The sequence below is a fragment of the Streptomyces sp. NPDC051555 genome (genome assembly GCF_044454405.1).
Lineage (GTDB): Bacteria > Actinomycetota > Actinomycetes > Streptomycetales > Streptomycetaceae > Streptomyces.
On sequence record NZ_JBITDP010000005.1, the window covers coordinates 106,789 to 128,544 of the forward strand.

The window sequence follows — 21,756 nt, forward strand, 5'->3', positions numbered from 1 at the left end:
GTCGTGTCGTCCCTATGGTGCGGTGGTGCCGGAAGGGTCAGTGTGGGGCGGTGTTGCTCCCGATTCTGCCACCCGCTCCAGCTCGTGGCTCAGCTCGTCCAGTTCCGAGCCACCCGCCATCTGCCGGGTGAGCTCGTCGAGGGTGATCGAATCGCGGGTGTGGCTGCCCGCCATCGCGCCCCGCTTGAGGAGCACGAAACGGTCTCCCACCAGGTACGCGTGGTGCGGGTTGTGCGTGATCAGGACCACGCCGAGGCCCGCGTCGCGGGCGGCGGCCACGTACTTGAGCACGACGCCGGACTGCTTGACGCCGAGGGCCGCCGTGGGCTCGTCCAGGACGAGCACCTTGGCACCGAAGTGGACCGCCCTGGCGATGGCCACGCACTGGCGCTCGCCGCCGGACAGGGTGCCGATCGGCTGGTCGACGTCGCGCAGGTCGATGCCCATGCGCAGCAGCTCGGCGCGGGTGGTCTCGCGCATCAGGTCCACGTCGAGGCGGCGGAAGGGACCGCGGCCCTTGGTGGGCTCGGAACCCAGGAAGAAGTTGCGCCAGACGGGCATCAGGGGGACCACCGCGAGGTCCTGGTAGACCGTGGCGATGCCGTGGTCGAGGGCCGCGCGGGGATTGGCCAGAACCGTCTCCTCGCCCTCGATCTCGAAGCTGCCCGCGTCGTGCCGGTGCAAGCCCGCGATGATCTTGATGAGGGTGGACTTGCCCGCGCCGTTGTCGCCCAGGACACAGGTGATCTCGCCCGCCGAGACCTCCAGGGAGACGCCTTCGAGCGCGCGGATGTTGCCGTAGTACTTGCTGACGCCGGTCAGCTCCACCAGTGCGGTCACTTGCTGGCCTCCGCCCTCTTGCGCACCCAGGCATTGAGCAGCGTGGCCAGCAGGAGCATCGCGCCGAGGAAGAACTTGAACCAGTCCGGGTTCCACTGCGCGTACACGATGCCGTTGCTGGTCATGCCGAAGATGAAGGCGCCGACGGCCGAGCCGATGGCGGAGCCGTAGCCACCGGTCATCAGACAGCCGCCGATGACGGCCGCGATGATGTACAGGAACTCGTTGCCGACGCCCTCGCCCGACTGGACCACGTCGAACGAGAACAGGATGTGCTGGCCCGAGATCCAGGCGCACAGCGCGACGCCCATGTACAGCCCGATCCGGGTCTTGACCACCGGTACGCCGACCGCGCGGGCCGCGTCGGCGCCGCCGCCGACCGCGAAGATCCAGTTTCCGGCGCGGGTGCGCAGCAGGATCCAGGTGGCCACCGCGACCAGCACCAGCCACCACAGGATGGTGACCCGCAGGGTGACCGAGCCGATGGTGAGCTGCGAGGCGAAGAGCGAGCGGGCGGAGGAGAAGCCCTCCATGTCGGCGATCGTCCTGGTGGAGACCGAGCCGCTGATCAGCTTGGTGAAGCCGAGGTTCAGGCCGGTCAGCATGAGGAAGGTGCCCAGCGTGATGATGAAGCTCGGCAGTTTCGTCCGGGTCAGCATGAACCCGTTGAAGAACCCGATGGCGAGGGTCACCAGCAGCGACACGAGGACGCCGACCCAGACGTTCGCGGTCATCTGGTAGCTGAACATCGAGCTGAACAGGGCCGAGGTGGTGACCATGACACCGGCCGACAGGTCGAACTCGCCGCCGATCATGAGCAGGGCGACCGGGACCGCCATGATCCCGATGGTGGAGGCCGAGTACAGGATCGTGCTGAGGCTGGAGGCCCGCAGGAAGCTGTCGGCCGCGAAGGAGAAGAAGACGAAGACGGCGGCCGCGCCGACGACCGCGCCCAGCTCGGGCCGGCCGAGCAGCTTGCGCACGACGGACGTGGGGGCGAGCCGCTCGTCGGCGGCGGTGGCCGCGCTCATCGGCTGCCCCGCTTGATGAACTCCTCCAGCTTGGCCGCTTCGGCGCCGGTCACGATCTGCGGGCCGGTGAGCACGGGACGGCCGCCGCCGAGGGTGTCGGCGTTGTAGCGGTAGAGCCAGAGCAGGTCGACGGCCTCGTAGCCCTGGAGGTAGGGCTGCTGGTCGACGGCGAAGCCGAGGGCCCCGGACTTCAGGTCGCGGGCGACGGCCTCGTTGAGGTCGAAGGTGTCGACCTCCGCCTTGCTGCCCGCGGCGTCCTTGGCCTTGATCGCGGTGGGTGCGAAGGGCGCGCCGAGGGTGACCACCGCGTCGATCGCGGGGTCGGCCTGGAGCTTCGCCTGGATGGCCGCCTGCACGGAGGGCATGTTGGTGCCTTCGACGTACAGGTTCTCCAGGTCGCCGCCGAAGGTCTTCTTCGCGCCGGCGCAGCGCTGCTCGTGGCCGACGTTGCCCTGCTCGTGCAGGACGCAGACGGCCTTCTTCTTGCCGCGCTTGGTCAGCTCGCCGCCGACGGCCTCGCCCGCGATCTCCTCGTCCTGGCCGATGTGGGTGAGGGCGCCGTACTCCTTGGACTGGGCGGAGCCGGAGTTCACCGTGATCACCGGGATGCCGGCCTTGGCGGCCTTGCCGAGGACGTCCTTGAGGGCTTCGGGCTTGGCCAGGCTGACGATGATGCCCTGGACCTTCTGGTCGATTGCGTTCTGCACGAACTGGGCCTGCTGCTGCGCCTGGTCGTCGTGCGCGTAGACGAAGTTGATGTTGTCCTTCGCCGCGGCTTCCTTGGCGCCCTTCTGGACGATGTCCCAGAAGGTGTCGCCATCGCCCGCGTGGGTGATCATCGCGAAGGTCCAGCGCGGGGTGGAGACGGCCGGACGGCCCTGTTCGGCGGCCTTCGCCCGCTCCTCGGCGCGCTTGCCGCCCGTACTGCTGCACCCCGCGAGGGAGGCCCCCAGTACCGCCGCGAGCACGGCGCCCACGACGCGTACCCCTGTCCGAACCCTAGCCACGTCTGTCGTGCCCTTCCCTCGTCCTGAACGTCCTGGAATCGTGCGGTCGCCGCGCCGGTCGTGCGGGGCGGTCGTCAATGCGGTCATTCCGGTTCCAGCCGCCCAGTATCCGCCACAGTGGACCATGGGGTCGTCATCGGGGCAGGCCGGGCGGATTGACAGGTGACCCGGAGGGGGTCACGTTGAGTGCATGCGCATCGGGCTCATCGGTACGGGCCGGATCGGTTCCTTCCATGCCGCGTCGCTGGCCCACCAGCCGCAGGCGGGATCGTTGGTGCTCGCCGACGCCGACCCGGGGCGGGCGGCGCTGCTCGCCGCCCGGCTGGGGGCGACCGCCGCGCCCAGTGTCGACCAGATCTTCAGCTGGGGCGTGGACGCGGTGGTGGTGGCGTGCGCGACGCCTGGCCACGCGGAGCTGGTGGTGCGGGCGGCGCGGTCCGGTCTGCCGGTCTTCTGCGAGAAGCCCGTCGCCGCCGACCTGGGCCGCAGCCTGGCGGTGCTGCGCGAGGTGGCGGCGGTGGGCGGGACGCTCCAGGTGGGCTTCATGCGGCGCTTCGACGCGGGGTACGTGACGGCGCGCGAGCTGGTGCGCTCCGGCGCGCTGGGGCGGCTGCACACCGTCCGCACGATGACCGCGGATCCGGCGCCGCCGGCCGCCGCCTATCTGGCCGGCTCCGGCGGCCTGTACCGGGACTGCCTCGTGCACGACTTCGACGTGGTGCGCTGGGTGACCGGGCAGGAGGTGACCGAGGTGTACGCGACGGGCTCGGACGCCGGGCCCCCGCAGTTCCGCGCGACGGGCGACGTGGACACGGCGGCGGCGTTGCTGACCCTGGCCGACGGGACCCTGGTGACCTGTACCGGCAGCCGCTGCAACGGCGCGGGGTACGACGTGCGGATGGAGCTCGCCGGAGAGCTGGACCAGGTATCGGCCGGGCTGGACGACCGTACGCCGATCGCCTCGACCGAACCCCAGGGCCCGCCCCCGGCGACCAAGCCGTGGACGGGCTTCCTGGAGCGGTTCGGGCCCGCCTACGAGGCGGAGCTGGCCGCCTTCGTCAGCCTGGTCCGCGGCGAGGGCCCCAATCCGTGCGACGGCCGGGAGGCGCTGGCCGCGCTGCGGATCGCCGAGGCCTGCGAGCTGTCCCGGCGGGAGCGCCGCCGGGTCGCCCTCGCCGAGCTGCCGGACCTCTGAGCGGGCGCTCACCCCCGGCTACCAGCTCACCGGGAGCCGGGTGACCCCCCTCATCAGGCTGCCGCCGAGCCACACCGGCGGGCCGCCGGCCGGGTCCTCGGCCAGGTCGGGGAAACGTTCCAGCAGCGACCGGACGGCGATCTTGCCCTCCATCCGGGCGAGCGGGGCGCCGATGCAGAAGTGCAGGCCGTGCCCGAAGGCGAGGTGGCCGTGCGGGGCGCGGCGGACGTCGAAGGTGTCCGCGTCCGCGAAGCGGCCCGGATCTCGGTCGGCGGAGGCCAGCGAGACCACCACGGTCGCCCCGGCCGCGATGAGCGTGCCGCCGATCTCCAGGTCCTCGCGGGCGTAGCGGTATGTGGAGTTCTGCACGGGGCCGTCGTAGCGGAGCATCTCCTCCACGGCGCCGTCGATGAGCCCGTCGTAGTCGGCGCGCAGGGCGGCCAGCTGGTCGGGGTGGGCGAGCAGCGCCCGTACGCCGTTGGAGATGAGGTTGACGGTGGTCTCGTGGCCGGCGACCAGCAAGAGGAAGGCCATCCCGATCAGCTCGTCGGGCGAGAGCGAGTCGCCGTCCTCGTCCCGGGTCCGGATCAGCTCGCTGAGCAGGTCCTCGCCCGGGGCCTTGGCCTTGGCCTCGACCAGGTCGGCGAGGAAGGCGCTGAGCGCGCGGTGCGCGCTGCCGTCCCCGCTGCCGGCGGCGGTGGGCGCGACGATCTCGTTGGACCAGAAGCGGAACCGCTCGCGGTCCATGTCGGGGACACCGAGCAGCTCGCAGATCACGGTCATCGGCAGCGGGAAGGCCAGGGCCGCGATCAGGTCGGCGGTGCGCTCGGGCCGGGCGGCCATCGCGTCGAGGAGTTCGTCGGTGACCTGCTGGACGCGGGGGCGCAGCGCCTCGATGCGGCGGCCGGTGAACGCCCGGGCGACCAGTCGGCGCAGTCGGGTGTGGTGCGGGGGGTCGGATTCCAGCATGTTCGCGTTGGCCGCGGTGACGAGGGCGTCGGAGAACTGGCCGGAAGTGCGCCAGTCCTTCGACAGGGCGGGGTGGTTGAGGGCTTGGCGGGCCTCGTCGTGGCCGACGATCAGCCAGCTGGGTTCGAACTCGTCGGCGTAGACGGTGGCCCGGTGGACCGGTCCCGCCGCGCGAAGTCTGGCGTAGAAGGAATAGGGGTCGGCGGTGAAGTCCGCATCGCTCCCGCTGATGTCCACTACTGGCATCGGTCCACCGTACGACCGCCGTTCACCCGGTGGATGCGGCGTTTTCGGCCACTCGCCGACGGTGTACCGCGCCGGCTCGGACGTCCGCCGGTTCGGACGTCCGCCGGCGTGGCGCCCCGCCGGCTCAGACGTCCGCCGGGGTGGCGGTGCGGCGGCCCCACGCGGTGCCCACCAGGACCAGGGCGGCGCCCACGAAGCCGGCCGCGCCCAGGTGTTCGCCGCCGATGGCGATGCCCGCGGCGGCCGCCCAGAGCGGTTCGGTGCCGAGCAACAGGCTGACCCGGGACGGGGAGGTGCGGCGCACGGCCCATATCTGCACGAAGAACGCGAACAGCGTGCACAGGACGGCGAGGAAGGCGAGCCCCGCCCACTGACCGGGGCCGAGGTCCGCCGCCGCGGCCCACGGCGTGGCGCCGGTGCCGGGCAGGGCCGCGAGCAGGGCGAAGACCAGGACGGCGGAGCCGAGCTGAACGGTGGTCAGCGAGAGCGAGTCGGCGTCCTGGAGGGCCTTCATCCGGGCCATCAACAGGACGTGCAGGGTCCGGGCGCAGGCGGCGCCGAGGATGAGCAGATCGCCGGTGGAGGGTGCGGTGAAGCCCGCGCCCTGGGTGAGCAGGACGACCCCGGTGACGGAGACGGCCGCAGCGCCCAGGAAGGCGGCGGGGGGCCGCACCCGGCGCACGGCGGCCTCGGCGAGCGGGGTGAGGATCATGGTCAGGCTGATGATCAGCCCGGCGTTGGTGGCGGAGGTGTGCACCACCCCGTAGGTCTCCAGCAGGAAGATCCCGCCGACGACCAGGCCCAACAGGGCCGCCCCGCGGACCTGGGCGGACCGCAGGGCGCGCAGCCGCCGGGCGCCGGCGATCACGAGGACGGGCAGCACGAGGAGGAAGCGCAGCACCAGGACCGCGATCACGGTGTGGCTGGTGGTGACGCCCTTGGCGGCGAGGTAGCTGCCGCCCCACACCACGGCGACGAGCAGGACCGGCAGGTCGGCGAGCCAGGCGCGGCGGGGTGCGAGGGCGGGCGCCGGTACGGCGGCGAGCGTGGACACGGGTCTCCAACAGTCGGCGGGAGGTGGAGACTTCGGTGGCTCGCACGGATGCGGTCACCGTACCGGAGCACTAGCTGCGGGGTACACCCTGTTTCGCCTGGTGGGCGGGTGGCCCGCCGGGCGCCTCAGAAGGAGCCGAAGGCGGCCCGGCCCGCGGGGCGGTAGGTGAGCACGGCGACCCCGCCGTCGGTGATCCGGGAGGCGGTGAGTTCGCAGGTGGTGGGCGCTCCCCCGACCGGGAAGAGGTGCCGCCCGGCTCCCAGGAAGACGGGGTAGACCAGCAGGTTCAGCTCGTCGACGAGGTCGCGGGCGAGCAGTTCCCCGACGAGTTCCGCGCTGCCCCAGATGTGCACCTCGCCGTCGGTGGCCGCCTTGATCCGGGCGATCTCCGCCTCCAGGTCCGGGCCGAGGACGGTGGCGCCCTCCCAGGCCGGGTCTTCGAGGGTGCGGGAGACCACGTACTTGGGCGCGGAGTTCAGCTTGGCCGCGATGGCGTTGGCGGGGTCGGTCTGCCGGGGCCAGTACCCGGCGAAGATCTCGTACGTGCGGCGCCCGAGCAGGAAGGCGCCGGCCCGGTCGAAGGCCTCGGTGATGAACTCGCCCACGCCCTCGTCCTCGAAGGGCACCTGCCAGCCGCCGTAGGAGAACCCGCCGCTCGGGTCCTCTTCGGGGCCGCCGGGGGCCTGCATCACGCCGTCGAGGGTGAGGAAGGTGATGAGGGTCAGCTTGCTCATGATGGTTCGTCTCCTTGCGAGGGGCTCGTACGCCAATTCAGACTCCCCGCCGCCGCGGAACTCATCGGTGCGGCGCGCGTGAACGCGAGGTCCGATTCCTGCCAGCGCGGGTACCGCCCCGCCGGTTTCATTGAACCCGCAACCACTTAAGGCTTTCCCGCGGAGGAACACGATGGACGCGACCGTGAACACGAACGGCAACACCGGCAGCACCGGCCACGGCACGACGGGCCGGGTCGCCCTGGTCACGGGCGGCAGCCGGGGCATCGGCGCCGCGACCGCGCTGCGCCTGGCCGCCGACGGCGCGGACGTGGCGATCACCTACGTCAGCGACGCGCAGGCGGCGGCGGAGGTCGTCCACAAGATCGAGGCGTACGGACGCCGCGGCCTGGCCGTACGGTCGGACGCGGGCGACCCGGCCGCCGCCGCCGGCGCGGTGGAGCGCACCGTCCGGGAGCTGGGGCGCCTCGACGTCCTGGTCAACAACGCGGGCGTGGGAGTGCTCGGACCGCTGGAGACCCTCACGGTCGCCGATGTGGACCGGGTGCTCGCGGTCAACGTCCGCGGGGCGTTCCTCGCGGCCCAGGCGGCCGCGGCCCTGCTGGACCGGGGCGGCCGGATCATCACCATCGGCAGCTGCATGACCCAGCGCGTCCCGGGGCCGGGCGGCTCCCTCTACGCGATGAGCAAGGCGGCGCTCACCGGGCTGACCAAGGCCCTGGCCCGGGAGCTGGGCGAGCGCGGCATCACGGCGAACCTCGTGCACCCGGGTCCGGTGGACACCGACATGAACCCGGCCGACGGGCCGTACGCCGCCGGGCAGAGCGCGATGACGGCCCTCGGGCGCTTCGCCGCCCCGGACGAGGTGGCGGCGATGGTCTCCTTCCTCGCCGGACCGGACGCGGCCTACGTCACGGGCGCCGAGTTCTCGGTGGACGGCGGCCACGCGGCATAACGGCTCGTCGCGGCGACTCGGTGCGACGGCTCGGCGCGACGGCTCGGTGCGACGGCTCCGCGCACGGACGCCCCGCGGGGCGGACGCCCGGGCACGCCGGTGGGGCGTACCGGTCACCTGGTGACCGGTACGCCCCACCGGGCGGTTCAGCGCGGGATCAGCCGCCCAGCTCCTGGTGACGGGCGGTCAGGGCGGTCGTGCCCTGCTCCGTCAGCGAGCCGAACAGGCGCAGGCGGGAGAAGCCGCCGTCCGGGAAGATGTCGATGCGGACGTGGCTGCCGACCGCCGGGGCGTCCAGCACGAACCGGTGGTTCGTGTCGGGCTGCAGGCGGGTGCGCGGCAGGAACTCCTGCCACTCGCCCTCCTCGCCGGACTTGATGGAGAGCGAGGCCCAGCCGGCCGAGTTGCCCTTGAGGTAGGCGGTGTCGATCTCGACCGCGCGGATCTCGGACTCGGCGACGAGCTGGTAGCGGATCCAGTCGTTGCCGTTGTCGCGGCGACGGGCGGTCTCCCAGCCGTCGTCCATCTTGCGGGAACGGCCCGGGGCGATGGTGTTGGTCGGCGGGGAGTAGAAGCGGTTGGACGCGTCCTGCACCGAACCGCCGTTCTCCAGCGCGACCACGTCGAAGGAGCCGAGCGCGGCGAGCCACTGCGGGTCCGGGACGACCTCGCCGTAGACGCGCAGGCGGGCCACGCCGCCGTCGGGGTGCTGGTTGAGGCGCAGGTGCGTGAAGCGCTGCTCGGCGGTGACCTCGAAGCCGTTGGCCGCGTGGCCGCCGACGGCGGTGCGCGGTACGAGGGTCGTCCACTTCACGTCGTCGCCGAGGAGCTCCTCGGGGGTCGGGGCGCCCGCCACCGAGGCGCCCTCGACGGACACCGCCTGCGGCATGTTGCCGCGGAAGTGCGCGGTGTCGACGACGATGCCGCGGATCACACCGGGGGCACCGAGGCGGATCAGCGCGAAGTCGTGGTCCTCGGGGGTCGGCCAGGGCTGCTCGGCGGAGATGCCGCGGCGGCGGCGGGTCTCCCAGCCGTCCATGACCTTCCCCTTGTGGCCGAAGTGCTCGGGGTCGAAGTGGGCGGCCTCTTCGATGAGCAGGTTCTCCCGCTCGGCGAAGAACTCGTCGTTGGCGAAGGTGACACCGGCCCCCAGGGTGCGGGCGGCAAGGTTCGCGTACTGGGTGAACGGGAAGTCCGCGGTGCGGTAGTCCGCGTACGGGTCGCCGCCGCCGTACGGGTTCGCGTTACCGGTGAAGGAGGCCAGAGGAGTTGAGCGCTGCGCCGTCACAGTCAGTTCTGCCTTTCGAGGAGTCGGCCGGTGGGCTCGTTCGGGGTGCCGTGGTCGGCGATCTGCGTACCGCGCAGCCAGGTGGACTTCACGACGCCGTGCAGGGTCCTGCCCGCGTACGCCGTGACCCGGTTGCGGTGGTGCAGGTGGGCCGGATCCACGGTGAAGGTCTCTTCGGGGGCCAGGACGGCGAAGTCGGCGTCGCGGCCGACCTCGATCGCACCCTTGTCCGGGAGGCCCGCCAGCTTCGCCGGAGCGGCGGACATCCAGCGGACGACGTCCTCCAGGGAGTGCCCGCGCTCGCGCGCCGCGGTCCAGATCGCCGGGAGGCCCAGCTGGAGGGAGGAGATGCCGCCCCAGGCGGTGGCGAAGTCGTTCGTCTTCAGGTCCGCCGTGGAGGGCGAGTGGTCGGAGACGATGCAGTCGATGGTGCCGTCGGCGAGCGCCTCCCACAGGAGGTCCTGGTTCGCGGCCTCGCGGATGGGCGGGCAGCACTTGAACTCGCTCGCGCCGTCCGGCACTTCCTCGGCCGTGAGGGTGAGGTAGTGCGGGCAGGACTCGACGGTGATCCGCACGCCCTCGGCCTTGGCGGCGGCGATCAGCGGCAGCGCGTCGGAGGAGGACAGGTGGAGCACGTGGACCCGCGCGTCCAACCGCTTGGCCTGGGCGATCAGGTTCTGGATCGCGGTGTTCTCGGAGTCCCGCGGGCGGGAGGCGAGGAAGTCGGCGTACTTGGGGCCCGGCACCTGCGGCGCGGACTCCAGGTGGTGCGGGTCCTCGGCGTGCACGATCATCAGGCCGCCGAAGCCGCTGATCTCGGCGAGGGAGGTGGCCAGCTGCTCCTGGTCGAGCTCGGGGAACTCGTCCACGCCGGAGGGCGACAGGAAGCACTTGAAGCCGTAGACCCCGGCGTCGTGCAGCGGGCGCAGGTCCTTGACGTTGTCGGGCAGCGCGCCGCCCCAGAAGCCGATGTCCACGTGCGCCTTGGCCCGGGCGACCTCCTGCTTGACGCGCAGGTTGTCGACCGAGGTGGTCGGCGGGAGGGAGTTGAGCGGCATGTCCAGGATGGTGGTGATGCCACCGGCCGCGGCGGCGCGGGTGGCCGTCCAGAAGCCTTCCCACTCCGTGCGGCCCGGGTCGTTCACATGGACGTGGGTGTCGACCAGGCCGGGGAGCAGGACGTCGTCCCCGAAGTCCTCCAGCCGGGCGCCGGCCGGCACCTCGGCCCCGTACGGCAGTACGGCCGTGATCTTCCCGGCGGCGACGGCGACCGAGGCGGCACGCGTCCCCTCGGGGGTGATGACGCGCGTCGAGCGCAGTACCAGTTCCACGACGTCGGCGGACACCGGAACCTCCCCATCTACTTCCACAGAGCGAAATTCAACGTTCTGTTGACGGAGTCTTCACGCCGATGCGGAGCCAGTCAAGAGCCCCCGGACGGACCACTGACACGCCTCCATCTCAATTGGATGTTTCCACAGGATGGAATTAAGATTTCGCTCTACAGAATGTAGCTACCACCACCGGGGCTCCGGCGGAGGTCCCCGCAAGGTTGTCCGGCACCCGGACAAACCACCTCTGACCGGCAGGGACGGCCTGGCCCCGGCACTAGGGCCGGTGTCGACCGCCGGGTAGGCTGCTGCCTTGCCTGCCAGCACCGAAAGGACCGCGCCGTGCCGACGTCCAGCGCCAGCACCACCGACGCTTCCGCCAAGAGCCCTGCCGCCAGCGGTGGCGTCCAGTCCCTTGAGCGCGCCTTTGATCTGCTCGAACGCATGGCCGACGCCGGGGGCGAGGTCGGCCTGAGCGAGCTGTCCGCCGCCAGCGGTCTGCCGCTGCCCACCATCCATCGCCTCATGCGCACCCTGGTGGCGTGCGGCTACGTCCGGCAGCAGCCCAACCGACGGTACTCCCTCGGCCCCCGCCTGATCCGCCTGGGCGAGTCGGCGTCGCGCCTGCTGGGCACCTGGGCCCGCCCGTACCTGGCCCGTCTGGTCGAGGAGACCGGCGAGACGGCGAACATGGCCCTGCTCGACGGGGACGAGATCGTCTACGTCGCCCAGGTGCCCTCGAAGCACTCCATGCGCATGTTCACCGAGGTCGGCCGCCGGGTGCTGCCGCACTCCACCGGCGTGGGCAAGGCGCTGCTCGCCTACACCCCCGCCGACGAGGTACGGGCCCTGCTGGCCCGCACCGGCATGCCGGCCGCGACCGAGAAGACCATCACCACGCCCGAGGGCTTCCTCGCGGCGCTGGAGCAGGTCCGCGAGGTCGGTTACGCCGTCGACGACAACGAGCAGGAGATAGGGGTCCGCTGCCTCGCCGTCTCGGTGCCCAACTCGCCGACGGCCGCCGCGATCTCCATCTCGGGCCCGGCCGGCCGGGTCACCGAGGCCCTGACCGACTCGATCGTGCCGATCCTCCAGGGGATCGCGGCCGAGCTGTCGGTGGCGCTCGCCACGCAGAACCCGGCGCAGTAGGTCCCGCCCCCCAACCACCGGCCCCCGGCCGCCCCCCCCCCCCCGGGGGGGGGGGGGGGGCCGGGGCGGGGGGGGGCCCCCCCCCCCCCCCCCCCGGCGCCGGCGGCCCCCCCCCCCACCCCCCCCCCCGCCCCCCCCCGGCGGGGTGGGGGGCCGGGGCCGTCGTTCGTGGGCGGGTCAGGCTGCGGGGACCGCGGGGACCACCGGGGCGGTCGCCGTCAGGCGGCCGTCGTTCATCGTCACCGTGCGGTCCATCCGCTCCAGGTGCGCGTGGTCGTGCGTCACCAGGACGGTCGCCGTCGCGCGCTCCCGGGTGAGGCCGACCAGCAGGTCGAGGACGGCCGCGCCGCGCTCGTGGTCCAGGGCGCTGGTCGGTTCGTCGACGAGGAGTACCGCGGGCTCGTTCATCAGGGCGCGGGCGATGTTGACGCGCTGGCGCTGACCGCCGGAGAGCTGGTGCGGGCGCTTGTCGGCCTTGTCGGACAGGCCGACCGCCTCCAGCAGCTCCAGGGCCCGTCGGCGCAGCTGCCGGGAGGGCCGACCCGAGAGGTGGGCCATCACCTGGAGCTGTTCGGCCGCGGTCAGCGAGGCCAGCAGGTTCGGCTGCTGGAAGACGATCCCGATCCGCTCGCGGCGCAGCCGCGCCTTGTCGGCGGCGCTGAGCGTCGCGGTGTCCTCCCCGGCCACCACGACCCTGCCCGAGTCCGGGGTGACCAGGGTGGCCGCCACCGCGAGCAGGCTGGACTTGCCGGAACCGGAGGGGCCGACCACCGCCGTGAGGGTGCCCGCGGGAACCTCCAGGTCGACCGCGTCCAGGGCGGTGAGCCGGGTGTCGCCGTCCGGGTAGGTGAGCGTGACGTCGTGCACGAGGAGGGTCATCGGGCGCTCCCGAGAGCGGTCAGCGGGTCGACGGCGGTGATCCGCCGGATGGACAGGGCCGCCCCGACCACGCCCAGCGCGATCATGACGGCGGCGGGCACCAGGACGGTGGCGGTGTCGAGGACGAAGGGCACGGCGCCGCCGCTGATCAGCGCGCCGAAGCCGGCGGCGAGGGCGCTGCCGAGGCCGGTGCCGACGGCGAGCATGACGACGGCCTGGCCGAGCGCGTCCTTCAGCAGGTACGGCGTGGACGCGCCCAGGGCCTTGAGGACGGCGACGTCCCCGCTGCGCTGGATCGTCCAGACCGTGAAGAAGGCTCCTATGACGAGGGCCGAGATGGCGAAGAGGAATCCGCGCATCAGCTGGAGCGAGCCGTTCTCGGCCTGGTAGGAGCCGATGGCACCGAGTGCCTCGTCGATGGTCCGGCTCGTGCTGGCGGAGGCCTTGTCACCGGCCGCCCAGTCCGTGGTCCCACCGCCGTCGAGGGCGACGACGGTGGCGAGGGTGTCGAGGGAGGTGCCGGGGTTGCCGATGCGCTGCCAGTCGTTCAGGTCCATCCAGACGACCGGGGTGTGGCTGTAGGAGGCGGTCCCCGAGACGGCGCCGACGGCGAGCTCCAGGGAGCCGATCTTGAGCTTGGAACCGGCGCGCAGGCCGCCGAGCTCCTTGGCGGCCTTCTCGCTCAGGACCACCTTGCCCGGGGCGAGGGCGCCGGCTTCGACGGCCCCCTTCGGGGCGAGCCGACCGGTCGGCTCGACGCCGAAGACCGAGACGGCGGCCGTGCGCTCGCCCGAGAGCGCGTTGGTGGTGCGGATGCCGAGCGGGTCGGCGGCCTTCACGCCGGGCTGCCCCCGCCAGGCCTTCCAGGCGCTCTCGGGGAGCTGGGAATTGGTGAAGGACACCTTCTGGTCACCGGCGGGCGCGGCGAAGGCGAGGCGGGTGGCGGGCAGGCCGGTGATGGCCGAGATGTTCTCCCGGGCCAATCCGGAGGTGAGCCCCGACAGCAGGCCCACGAGCAGCGTGATCAGCACCACGACCGCACCCATCAGGGCGAAGCGGCCTCTGGCGAACCGTAGATCTCTCCATGCGACGAACATGCTTCCCACCTTGGTCTTCACCGTGGACACAAGGCATCGCGCCACAGGATCGATCCTCGTATCGAAGGGCGGAAGGAGACATCAAACTTTTGGTTGACCGGGGCCGGGCGGCGGCGACCTACGCTGGTCGGGCCATGGAATCCGCCCGTACCACCCGCCGTTTCCGGCCTTCGCGGCCCGCGCCCGCCGCCACCGGCCGCGCGCTGACCCCCGTCTCGCGGGTGCTGCGCCTGTGCCTGCACGCCCTGCTGTTCGGGCTGCTCGCCCTGGCCGCCGGGCGCGCCGTGACCGATTCCGCGCCCGGCGCGGGGTGGGTGGTCACCGCCTGCGCGCTGCTGGCCGTCCTCTACGTCGCCGGGGTACGGGCGCCCGTCGTGCACCGCTCGCCCGGCGCCGGGGCGCTCTGGCTCGCCGGGCTCGGCGCGGCCTGGGCGGGGCTGCTCGTGGTCTCCCCCGACGGGCTCTGGATCGCCTTCCCGCTGTACTTCCTCGAACTGCACCTGCTGCGGCTGCGCTGGGGGGTCACGGCCGTCGCGCTGACCGCGTGCGCGGCGATCGGGGGGTTCCTGGGCCACAGCAGCACGGTCACCCCGGGGGCGTTCCTGGGGCCGCTGATCGGGGGCGCCGTGGCGGTGGCGACCGTACTCGGCTACCAGGCGCTGTACCGGGAGAGCGAGCGCCGCCGCGAGCTGATCGAGGAGCTCATCACCACCCGGGCCGAACTGGCCGCGGCCGAGCGCGACGCGGGCATCCTGGCCGAGCGCGAACGGCTGGCCCGGGAGATCCACGACACCCTCGCCCAGGGCCTGTCCTCCATCCAGCTGCTGCTCCGCGCGGCGGAGCGCTCCCTCGGCGACGGCCCGCCCCCGGCGGGGCCGGCCGAGGACGGGGGCGGGGGCCGGGGCGCGGGCGGGGAAGCGGGCGGGCGGGCGGCGGCGCTCGGGCACATCGCCCGTGCCCGGGAGGCCGCGCAGGACAACCTGGCGGAGGCCCGGCGGTTCGTCCGTGCGCTGAGCCCGCCCGATCTGGAACACGGGTCGCTCGCCGCGGCCCTGGAGCGGCTGTGCGTCGGCGCCCCGGGGGTGCGGGCCCGGTTCTCGCTGAGCGGGAGCCCCACCGAGCTGCCGACCCCGTACGAGGTGGCCCTGTTGCGCATCGCCCAGTCCGCGCTGGCCAATGTGGTCCGGCACGCGGGCGCCGGCCGCGCCGAGATCACCCTCACCTTCATGGACGCCTCGGTGACCCTGGACATCGTCGACGACGGCCGGGGCTTCGACCCCGCCGCCGGCCGCTCCGGGGGCGGCGACGGCACGACCGGGGGCGGCGACGGGGGCGGCTTCGGGCTCCCCGCGATGCGTTCGCGCGCCGAGACCCTGGGCGGCACCTTCACCGTGGAGTCCGCGCCGGGCCAGGGCACCGCCGTGGCCGTCACCCTGCCCCTTCCCGTGGAGGCCCCCCGATGACCATCCGGCTGCTGCTCGCCGACGACCACCCGGTGGTGCGGGCCGGGCTCCGCGCGGTCCTGGACACCGAGCCCGGTTTCACGGTCGTCGCGGAGGCCGCGACCGCCGAGCGGGCCGTGGAACTGGCCGCTTCGGAGCCGGTGGACGTGGTGCTGATGGACCTCCAGTTCGGCTCCGGGATGCACGGATCGCAGGCCACGGCGCTGATCACGGCCCGGCTGGGCGGCCCGCGGGTGCTGGTCCTGACGACGTACGACACCGATGCGGACATCCTGGCCGCGGTCGAGGCGGGCGCCTCCGGCTACCTCCTCAAGGACGCGCCGCCGGAGGAACTGGCCTCGGCCGTACGGACGGCCGCCGCGGGCCAGTCGGCGCTGGCGCCCGCGGTGGCGCTGCGCCTGATGGACCGGATGCGGACCCCGGCCGAGGCGCTGACCAAGCGGGAGCTGGAGGTGCTCCAGCTGGTCGCCGACGGGCTGTCGAACCAGCAGATCTCGAAGAAGCTGTTCCTGAGCCAGGCGACGGTGAAGTCCCACCTGGTGCACATCTACGCCAAACTCGGCGTGGATTCGCGCACCTCGGCCGTGGCGGCGGCGAGCGCCCGCCGGCTGATCCGCACGCCCTGACCCGGGCGGCGGGCGGCTCAGGCCACCCAGTGCGGGCGCTCGACCGCGGGGGCCAGCGGGACCCCGTCGTGCAGGGCCGTGGCCAGGCGGCGCACGGCTTCGTCGAGTCGGTCTGCAGGGAGCGTGTAGGGGATGCGCAGCCGGTGTTCGAAGGTCCCCGGGTCCACGCCGAAACGGGCGCCGCGGCCGATGTGGACCCCGCCGGCCCGGGCTCGTTCGGCGAGGGCGGAGCTGACCGGTTCGCCGAGGTCCACCCAGAGCGAGAGCCCGCCGGGCGGTAGCTGCCAGCTCCACTCCGGGGCGTGCCGCTGGAGCGAGGCGACCAGCGCGGCGCGCTGTTCGCGCAGCTGCGCGAGCCGCTCGGGCAGCGAGCGGTGGAGTCCCTCCAGCAGGGGCAGCGCGACGAGCTGGTCGAGCACGGAGCCGGTCATGTCGGCGCAGACGCGTACGGCCGTCAGCTCGGCGATCAGCTTGGCGCTGGCCCGGATCCAGCCGACCCGGAGCCCGCCCCAGTGCGTCTTGCTGAGCGAGCCGATGGTGATCACGTGGTCGGCGCCGCCGCGCGGGGCGAGCGAGGCCAGTGGCCGCGGCGCCGGCACGTCGAGGGCGATGTCGGCGATGGTCTCGTCGACGACCAGCCAGGTCCCGGTGCGCCGGGTGGCGGTGAGCAGCCGCAGCCGCTGTTCCTCGGGCATCAGCGCCCCGGTGGGGTTCTGGAAGTCCGGGATGACGTAGGCCAGGCGCGGCACGGTCTGGCGCAGGGTGGACTCGGCGATCTCCATGTCCCACCCAGCGTCGGAGACGGCGATCGAGGCCGTGCGCAGACCGACGCGACGCAGCGCGTCGAGGGCGTTGGCATAGGTCGGGTTCTCGGTGACCACCCGGTCCCCGGCCCGGCACAACAGGCTGGTGACCAGTGCGAAGGCCTGCTGGGCGCCCGAGGTCACCAGGATCTGTTCGGGTCGGGTCGCAAGACCCCGGCGGGTGAAGCGGTCGGCGACCGCCGCGCGCAGGTCGGGCAGGCCGAAGGGGTGGTAGCCGGGGCTGCGGGCGAGGGCGGGCAGCCGGGGCGCGGCCCAGGCCAGGGCGTCCGCGAGGCTGCCGTCCGGTGCGCCCATCGCGGCGATGGCCAGGTCGATGCCGGGGTCGCCGTCGGCGTTGTAGCCGCCCCCGCCGAGGAGGGCGTGCGCGCCGACCGGGACGTGCCCCTCGGGCAGTTCGGTCCAGGTGCCGGAGCCGCGGCGGCTGCGCACGTACCCGCTCTCGCGCAGCAGGTCGTAGGCGCTGGAGACGGTGGCACGGCTGGCGGCGAGGGCCTCGGCCAGGTCGCGTTCGGCGGGCAGGCGCACGTGCAGGGCGATCCGGCCGTCGAGGATCAGGGTGCGGACGGCGTCGGCGAGGCCCCGGTAGCCGGGGCGGGCGCGGACGTCCGCGGGGAGCAGGGCGGCGAGCTGGCGGCTGCCGATGGCCCTGTCCGCCGTGTGGACCACTCGCTCGTTCGCCATGCCAACCTCCCCTGATTGGCTCTGCCTGCCAGGCCAATCGAGGTCCAGACTCTCGGTATTGGCCCCTGATTGGCAAGGACGGACCGAAAAATGCTGACCGACCGTGACGAACGCGCGCTGCTCCTGGCCACCGAGGACCGGATCTCGACCCCGCTGCGGCTCCGGGCCGCGCTGGCCGCCGTACGCACCCTCCTGCGGTCGACCCGCCGGGGCGCGGGGAGAGAATCGGAGGCATGTCAGACTCCTCCGCCACCCCGGCCGTACCGGCTCGCCCCGGCCCTTCGCCCCACGCCGCGCCCCGCACCTCGGCCCTCGGCTCCCCGCTCATCGACCCCGCGGGCCCGGTGATCGCGGGCCCGGTGGCCGCACGCCCGGTGATCGCGGGCCTGCTGCTCGCGGCGGGCGGCGGGCGGCGGCTCGGCGGGCGCCCCAAGGCCCTGCTGCCCCACCACGGCCGACCGCTGGTCGAGAACGCGGTGCGGGTGCTGCGCGAGGCGGGCTGCGCGCCGGTGCACGTGGTGCTGGGCGCTGCCGCGGACGAGGTCCGCGAGCGGGCCGACCTGAGCGGCTGCGTGGTGGTCGACAACCCCGACTGGGCCGAGGGCATGGGCTCCTCCCTGCGGGTGGGGCTGGGCTCGCTGGCCGGTACGGACGCGGTCGCGGCCCTGGTCTCCCTGGTGGACCAGCCGGGCATCGGCGCGGTCGCGGTGGCCCGGGTGCGGGAGGCGTACCGCTCCCCCGCGAGCCTGGTCGCGGCGGCGTACGCGGGCGAGCGGGGCCACCCCGTGCTCTTCGGGGCGGACCGGTGGGCGGACATCGCGGCGACGGCGACGGGCGACAAGGGCGCCCGGGTGCACCTGTCCCGACACGCCGACGAACTGGTTCTCGTGGAGTGTGCGGACGTGGCCGAGGCCTTCGACATCGACACGCCCCCCGACCTGGCACATCTGGGTTGAGCGGGGCGTGACCGTCATGGCACCGAGGGCCACCGGAGATCGGAATCTGTCGACCCGGAGAATCTCGACATCAACAAACCATTGAACTTCCACCATGAGGAAATTACTATCCACTGGTCAGAAGCGCCCTGAACCACAGACGGCGCCCGCGACCGTTTCACGGAACTCTCTCCAGTCCGCGGCACTGCGTGCCGCATGCGCGAGCATTCCCCCGCGGCCGCCAGGCACCGCCGCTGAAGGAGTGACAGTTATGTCCGCACCAGCGCCGTCCCCGCTGGCCATCGTCGACGCCGAGGTCCTGCCCCGGCAGGACGAGGTCCTCACCGAAGCGGCCCTCGCCTTCGTGGCCGAGCTGCACCGGCGGTTCACCCCCCGCCGTGACGAGCTGCTCGCCCGCCGCGCCGACCGGCGCGCCGAGATCGCCCGCACCTCCAGCCTCGACTTCCTCCCGGAGACCGCGGAGATCCGCGAGGGCGACTGGAAGGTCGCGCCGGCCCCGGCCGCGCTCGACGACCGCCGCGTGGAGATCACCGGTCCCACCGACCGGAAGATGACCATCAACGCCCTGAACTCGGGCGCCAAGGTCTGGCTCGCGGACTTCGAGGACGCCTCGGCTCCCACTTGGGAGAACGTCGTCACCGGCCAGCTCAACCTGATCGACGCCTACGCGCGGAAGATCGACTTCACCGACGCCCGCACGGGCAAGTCGTACGCCCTGAAGCCCGCGGAGCAGCTCGCGACGGTCGTCATGCGCCCCCGCGGCTGGCACCTCCAGGAGCGCCACCTCCAGATCGACGGCCGCCCGGTCCCCGGCGCCCTCGTGGACTTCGGCCTCTACTTCTTCCACAACGCGCAGCGGCTGATCGACCTCGGCAAGGGCCCCTTCTTCTACCTTCCGAAGACCGAGTCCCACCTGGAGGCGCGCCTCTGGAACGAGATCTTCGTCTTCGCGCAGGACTACGTCGGCATCCCGCAGGGCACGGTCCGCGCGACCGTCCTCATCGAGACGATCACCGCCGCGTACGAGATGGAGGAGATCCTCTACGAGTTGCGCGACCACGCGGCCGGCCTGAACGCGGGCCGCTGGGACTACCTCTTCTCGATCGTGAAGAACTTCCGCGACGGCGGCGGCAAGTTCGTCCTGCCGGACCGCAACGCGGTGACGATGACCGCCCCGTTCATGCGGGCGTACACCGAGCTGCTGGTGCGCACCTGCCACAAGCGCGGGGCGCACGCCATCGGCGGCATGGCCGCCTTCATCCCCTCCCGCAAGGACGCCGAGGTCAACAAGGTCGCCTTCGAGAAGGTCAAGGCCGACAAGGACCGCGAGGCGGGCGACGGCTTCGACGGTTCCTGGGTCGCCCACCCCGACCTGGTGCCGATCGCGATGGCCTCCTTCGACGCGGTGCTCGGCGAGAAGCCGAACCAGAAGGACCGGCTGCGCGAGGACGTCTCGGTCGCGCCCGGTGAACTGATCGCGATCGACTCCCTGGACGCGAAGCCGACGTACGAGGGCCTGCGCAACGCGGTCCAGGTCGGCATCCGCTACATCGAGGCGTGGCTGCGCGGCCTGGGCGCCGTCGGCATCTTCGGCCTGATGGAGGACGCCGCCACCGCCGAGATCTCGCGCTCGCAGATCTGGCAGTGGATCAACGCGGGCGTCGTCTTCGAGAACGGCACCCTGGCCACCGCGGAGCTGGCCCGCGAGGTCGCGGCCGCCGAACTCACCGCGATCCGCGCCGAGGTCGGCGAGGAGGCCTTCGCGAACGGCAAGTGGCAGCAGGCCCACGACCTGCTCCTCCAGGTCTCCCTCGACGCCGACTACGCGGACTTCCTCACCCTCCCCGCGTACGACCAGCTCACCGGCTGACCGATTCCCACCCCCGGCCTCGACTGAACTCGCACAGCAGCCGAAGCCACGACGAACACGAAGGTCCGGCCCGGTACCACCAGGTACCGGGCCGGACCTTCGTCGTGCCTTCATCTTCGTCGGCGCATGGAACCCGGAGCTCTCACGACCAGGCAGGACCGAACGTACGGTCGGGCGTTACCTCATCGTAATGTGCGGCTACCTAGCGGTAACAACGTGTGGCGTGTCACCTTTCCGGTTGCCACCGGCCGGCGGTACCCCCACTTACGCAGCCATACACCGGAGTTGTTCCCGACTTCGGCGTGGCCGACCGCAGGAGTTCCGCAGTGATCGGATTCCGCACCGTCAGCAAGATCCCGACCGGAAGTCGTGTGCGACGACTTGCCGGGGCCTCGCTCGTCCTTCCGCTCGCCGTCAGCGCGCTGTTGGCCGGTGGAGCCGGAACCTCCGTCGCCAGCCCCGGGACCGGACCCACCGCCGTGGTCTCCATGGGCGACAGCTACATCTCCGGCGAGGCCGGGCGCTGGAAGGGCAACAGCCTGACCAACAGCGGCAGTCGGACCGGCACCGACCGCGCCTGGGTCAGCGGCAGCAGCTACGACCCGGCGAAGGTGTACGGCGCCACCGCGGGCGGGTGCGACCGTTCGGACTCGGCCGAGGTCCGCAGCGCGGGCCCGATCGCCGACGTGGCGGTCAACCTGGCCTGCTCGGGGGCGGTCACCGACAACGTGTTCCGCGCCTCCAACGGCGGCGTGCCCTTCAAGGGCGAGGCCCCTCAGGCCGATCAGCTCGCCGGGGTGGCCGCGACCAACAACGTCAAGGTCATCGCCCTCTCCGTGGGCGGCAACGACCTCGGCTTCGCCGACATCATCAAGGAGTGCGCGTACGACTTCGTGCTCTGGGGCTCCTACTGCTACGACGACCAGCAGGAGGTGGTCAACCGGCAGATGGACGCCGTCATGGCGAAGGTCGGCAAGTCCGTCGACGAGATCCGCGCGGTGATGCGCACCGCCGGGTACGCCGACTCCTCGTACCGGATCGTGCTGCAGTCCTACCCGTCGCCGATCCCGCGCGGCGCCGAGAACCGCTACACGCAGAGCGACTGGAGCCGGCTGAACACCGGTGGCTGCCCCTTCTGGAACAAGGACTCCGACTGGGCGCGCGACGCGCTCGTACCGCAGATCGCGAACCGCCTGAAGGCCGTCGCCGCGTCCAAGGCCGCCCAGTTCCTCGACCTGCGGGACATGATGCAGGGCCGCGAGGTCTGCGCCAAGGCGAGCAAGCAGGTGACCACGGCGGCGCCCGCTTCGGCGAAGACGAGCGAATGGGCGCGCTGGATCGACAGCAGCGAGACCCAGGGGCCCATCCAGGAGGACATGCACCCGAACTACTTCGGGCAACTGGCCGTCGGACGCTGCCTCTCGCTGATCTACGCACAGCCCGCGAGCGGCAACTTCGGCTGCCGCAACACCGCCGGCGCCGACCAGACCGGGATGTACCTGACCCCGGCCTCGTAGTCCCGGCCTCCTGAAACCCCCGCCTCCCGGGCCGCGGACGCATA

The 21,756-nt window shown here is 72.6% G+C and carries 19 protein-coding genes; 8 read left to right on the forward strand and 11 right to left on the reverse strand.

Translation table 11 applies throughout. The features are described from left to right. Positions 1-12 precede the first annotated feature (12 nt). From ACIBEA_RS13685 to ACIBEA_RS13695, 3 genes are read right to left on the reverse strand one after another with little or no spacing between them, the layout of a single operon-like run. Complete coding sequence (locus tag ACIBEA_RS13685; protein WP_354383097.1) at positions 13-840, reverse strand: ATP-binding cassette domain-containing protein; 828 nt, start codon at positions 838-840, stop codon at positions 13-15. Beyond that, complete coding sequence (locus ACIBEA_RS13690; protein ID WP_399260330.1) at positions 837-1,871, reverse strand: ABC transporter permease; 1,035 nt, start codon at positions 1,869-1,871, stop codon at positions 837-839. The genes ACIBEA_RS13685 and ACIBEA_RS13690 overlap by 4 nt, the downstream gene beginning before the upstream one ends. After that, positions 1,868-2,878 carry a sugar ABC transporter substrate-binding protein gene (locus tag ACIBEA_RS13695; protein WP_399260332.1) on the reverse strand — a complete coding sequence of 337 codons (1,011 nt, stop codon included), beginning with the start codon at positions 2,876-2,878 and terminating at the stop codon, positions 1,868-1,870. The genes ACIBEA_RS13690 and ACIBEA_RS13695 overlap by 4 nt, the downstream gene beginning before the upstream one ends. A gap of 190 nt (positions 2,879-3,068) precedes the next feature. On the opposite strand from ACIBEA_RS13695, the gene ACIBEA_RS13700 reads away from it, so the two are divergent. Beyond that, on the forward strand, positions 3,069-4,073 hold the full coding sequence (locus ACIBEA_RS13700) for a Gfo/Idh/MocA family oxidoreductase (RefSeq protein ID WP_399260334.1): 1,005 nt from the start codon (positions 3,069-3,071) through the stop codon (positions 4,071-4,073). A gap of 18 nt (positions 4,074-4,091) precedes the next feature. On the opposite strand, the gene ACIBEA_RS13705 is transcribed toward ACIBEA_RS13700, so the two are convergent. The 3 genes from ACIBEA_RS13705 to ACIBEA_RS13715 form a co-directional block, all read right to left on the reverse strand. Further along, positions 4,092-5,288, reverse strand: a complete 1,197-nt coding sequence (locus ACIBEA_RS13705; protein WP_399260335.1) for a cytochrome P450 — start codon at positions 5,286-5,288, stop codon at positions 4,092-4,094. A gap of 124 nt (positions 5,289-5,412) precedes the next feature. Next, positions 5,413-6,342, reverse strand: coding sequence for a DMT family transporter (locus ACIBEA_RS13710; RefSeq protein WP_399260337.1), 930 nt, complete (start codon positions 6,340-6,342; stop codon positions 5,413-5,415). A 125-nt stretch (positions 6,343-6,467) separates the two neighbouring features. Next, positions 6,468-7,076 (reverse strand): dihydrofolate reductase family protein, encoded by a 609-nt coding sequence (locus tag ACIBEA_RS13715; RefSeq protein ID WP_399260339.1) that lies wholly within the window; start codon positions 7,074-7,076, stop codon positions 6,468-6,470. Positions 7,077-7,248: 172 nt separating this feature from the next. Between ACIBEA_RS13715 and ACIBEA_RS13720 the strand changes: the two genes are divergently transcribed. Next, the gene (locus ACIBEA_RS13720; protein ID WP_399260340.1) at positions 7,249-8,031 is read left to right on the forward strand and encodes an SDR family oxidoreductase; all 783 of its coding nucleotides are present in this window, start codon (positions 7,249-7,251) and stop codon (positions 8,029-8,031) included. Positions 8,032-8,188: 157 nt separating this feature from the next. Here the strand turns inward: ACIBEA_RS13720 and alc are convergent, their stop codons facing one another. After that, on the reverse strand, positions 8,189-9,319 hold the full coding sequence (gene alc / locus ACIBEA_RS13725; RefSeq protein WP_399260342.1) for an allantoicase: 1,131 nt from the start codon (positions 9,317-9,319) through the stop codon (positions 8,189-8,191). 2 nt (positions 9,320-9,321) lie between these two features. Continuing rightward, on the reverse strand, positions 9,322-10,665 hold the full coding sequence (allB, locus tag ACIBEA_RS13730) for an allantoinase AllB (protein WP_399260344.1): 1,344 nt from the start codon (positions 10,663-10,665) through the stop codon (positions 9,322-9,324). Positions 10,666-10,992: 327 nt separating this feature from the next. On the opposite strand from allB, the gene ACIBEA_RS13735 reads away from it, so the two are divergent. Then, a complete protein-coding gene (locus ACIBEA_RS13735; protein ID WP_354383087.1) occupies positions 10,993-11,799 on the forward strand; it encodes an IclR family transcriptional regulator in 807 nt (268 codons plus the stop codon). A gap of 177 nt (positions 11,800-11,976) precedes the next feature. Here ACIBEA_RS13735 and ACIBEA_RS13740 read toward each other — a convergent pair whose 3' ends face one another. Continuing rightward, on the reverse strand, positions 11,977-12,678 hold the full coding sequence (locus ACIBEA_RS13740; RefSeq protein ID WP_399260346.1) for an ABC transporter ATP-binding protein: 702 nt from the start codon (positions 12,676-12,678) through the stop codon (positions 11,977-11,979). Further along, positions 12,675-13,775 (reverse strand): ABC transporter permease, encoded by a 1,101-nt coding sequence (locus tag ACIBEA_RS13745; RefSeq protein ID WP_399260348.1) that lies wholly within the window; start codon positions 13,773-13,775, stop codon positions 12,675-12,677. Before ACIBEA_RS13745 ends, ACIBEA_RS13740 begins: the two co-directional genes overlap by 4 nt. A gap of 134 nt (positions 13,776-13,909) precedes the next feature. Here ACIBEA_RS13745 and ACIBEA_RS13750 point away from each other — a divergent pair, with 134 nt between their 5' ends. Beyond that, on the forward strand, positions 13,910-15,238 hold the full coding sequence (locus ACIBEA_RS13750) for a sensor histidine kinase (protein ID WP_399260350.1): 1,329 nt from the start codon (positions 13,910-13,912) through the stop codon (positions 15,236-15,238). Next, a complete protein-coding gene (locus ACIBEA_RS13755) occupies positions 15,235-15,864 on the forward strand; it encodes a response regulator (protein ID WP_399260352.1) in 630 nt (209 codons plus the stop codon). Before ACIBEA_RS13750 ends, ACIBEA_RS13755 begins: the two co-directional genes overlap by 4 nt. 17 nt (positions 15,865-15,881) lie before the next feature. On the opposite strand, the gene ACIBEA_RS13760 is transcribed toward ACIBEA_RS13755, so the two are convergent. After that, positions 15,882-17,369 carry a PLP-dependent aminotransferase family protein gene (locus ACIBEA_RS13760; protein WP_399260354.1) on the reverse strand — a complete coding sequence of 496 codons (1,488 nt, stop codon included), beginning with the start codon at positions 17,367-17,369 and terminating at the stop codon, positions 15,882-15,884. A 374-nt stretch (positions 17,370-17,743) separates the two neighbouring features. Between ACIBEA_RS13760 and ACIBEA_RS13765 the strand changes: the two genes are divergently transcribed. The 3 genes from ACIBEA_RS13765 to ACIBEA_RS13775 all read left to right on the forward strand — a co-directional run bounded on the left by ACIBEA_RS13765 (position 17,744) and on the right by ACIBEA_RS13775 (position 21,712). Next, positions 17,744-18,325 (forward strand): NTP transferase domain-containing protein, encoded by a 582-nt coding sequence (locus tag ACIBEA_RS13765; protein ID WP_399260819.1) that lies wholly within the window; start codon positions 17,744-17,746, stop codon positions 18,323-18,325. Between the two features lie 250 nt (positions 18,326-18,575). Beyond that, positions 18,576-20,195, forward strand: coding sequence for a malate synthase A (aceB, locus tag ACIBEA_RS13770; protein ID WP_399260356.1), 1,620 nt, complete (start codon positions 18,576-18,578; stop codon positions 20,193-20,195). Positions 20,196-20,521: 326 nt separating this feature from the next. Then, the gene (locus ACIBEA_RS13775) at positions 20,522-21,712 is read left to right on the forward strand and encodes a hypothetical protein (RefSeq protein WP_399260358.1); all 1,191 of its coding nucleotides are present in this window, start codon (positions 20,522-20,524) and stop codon (positions 21,710-21,712) included. Positions 21,713-21,756: the final 44 nt, after the last annotated feature.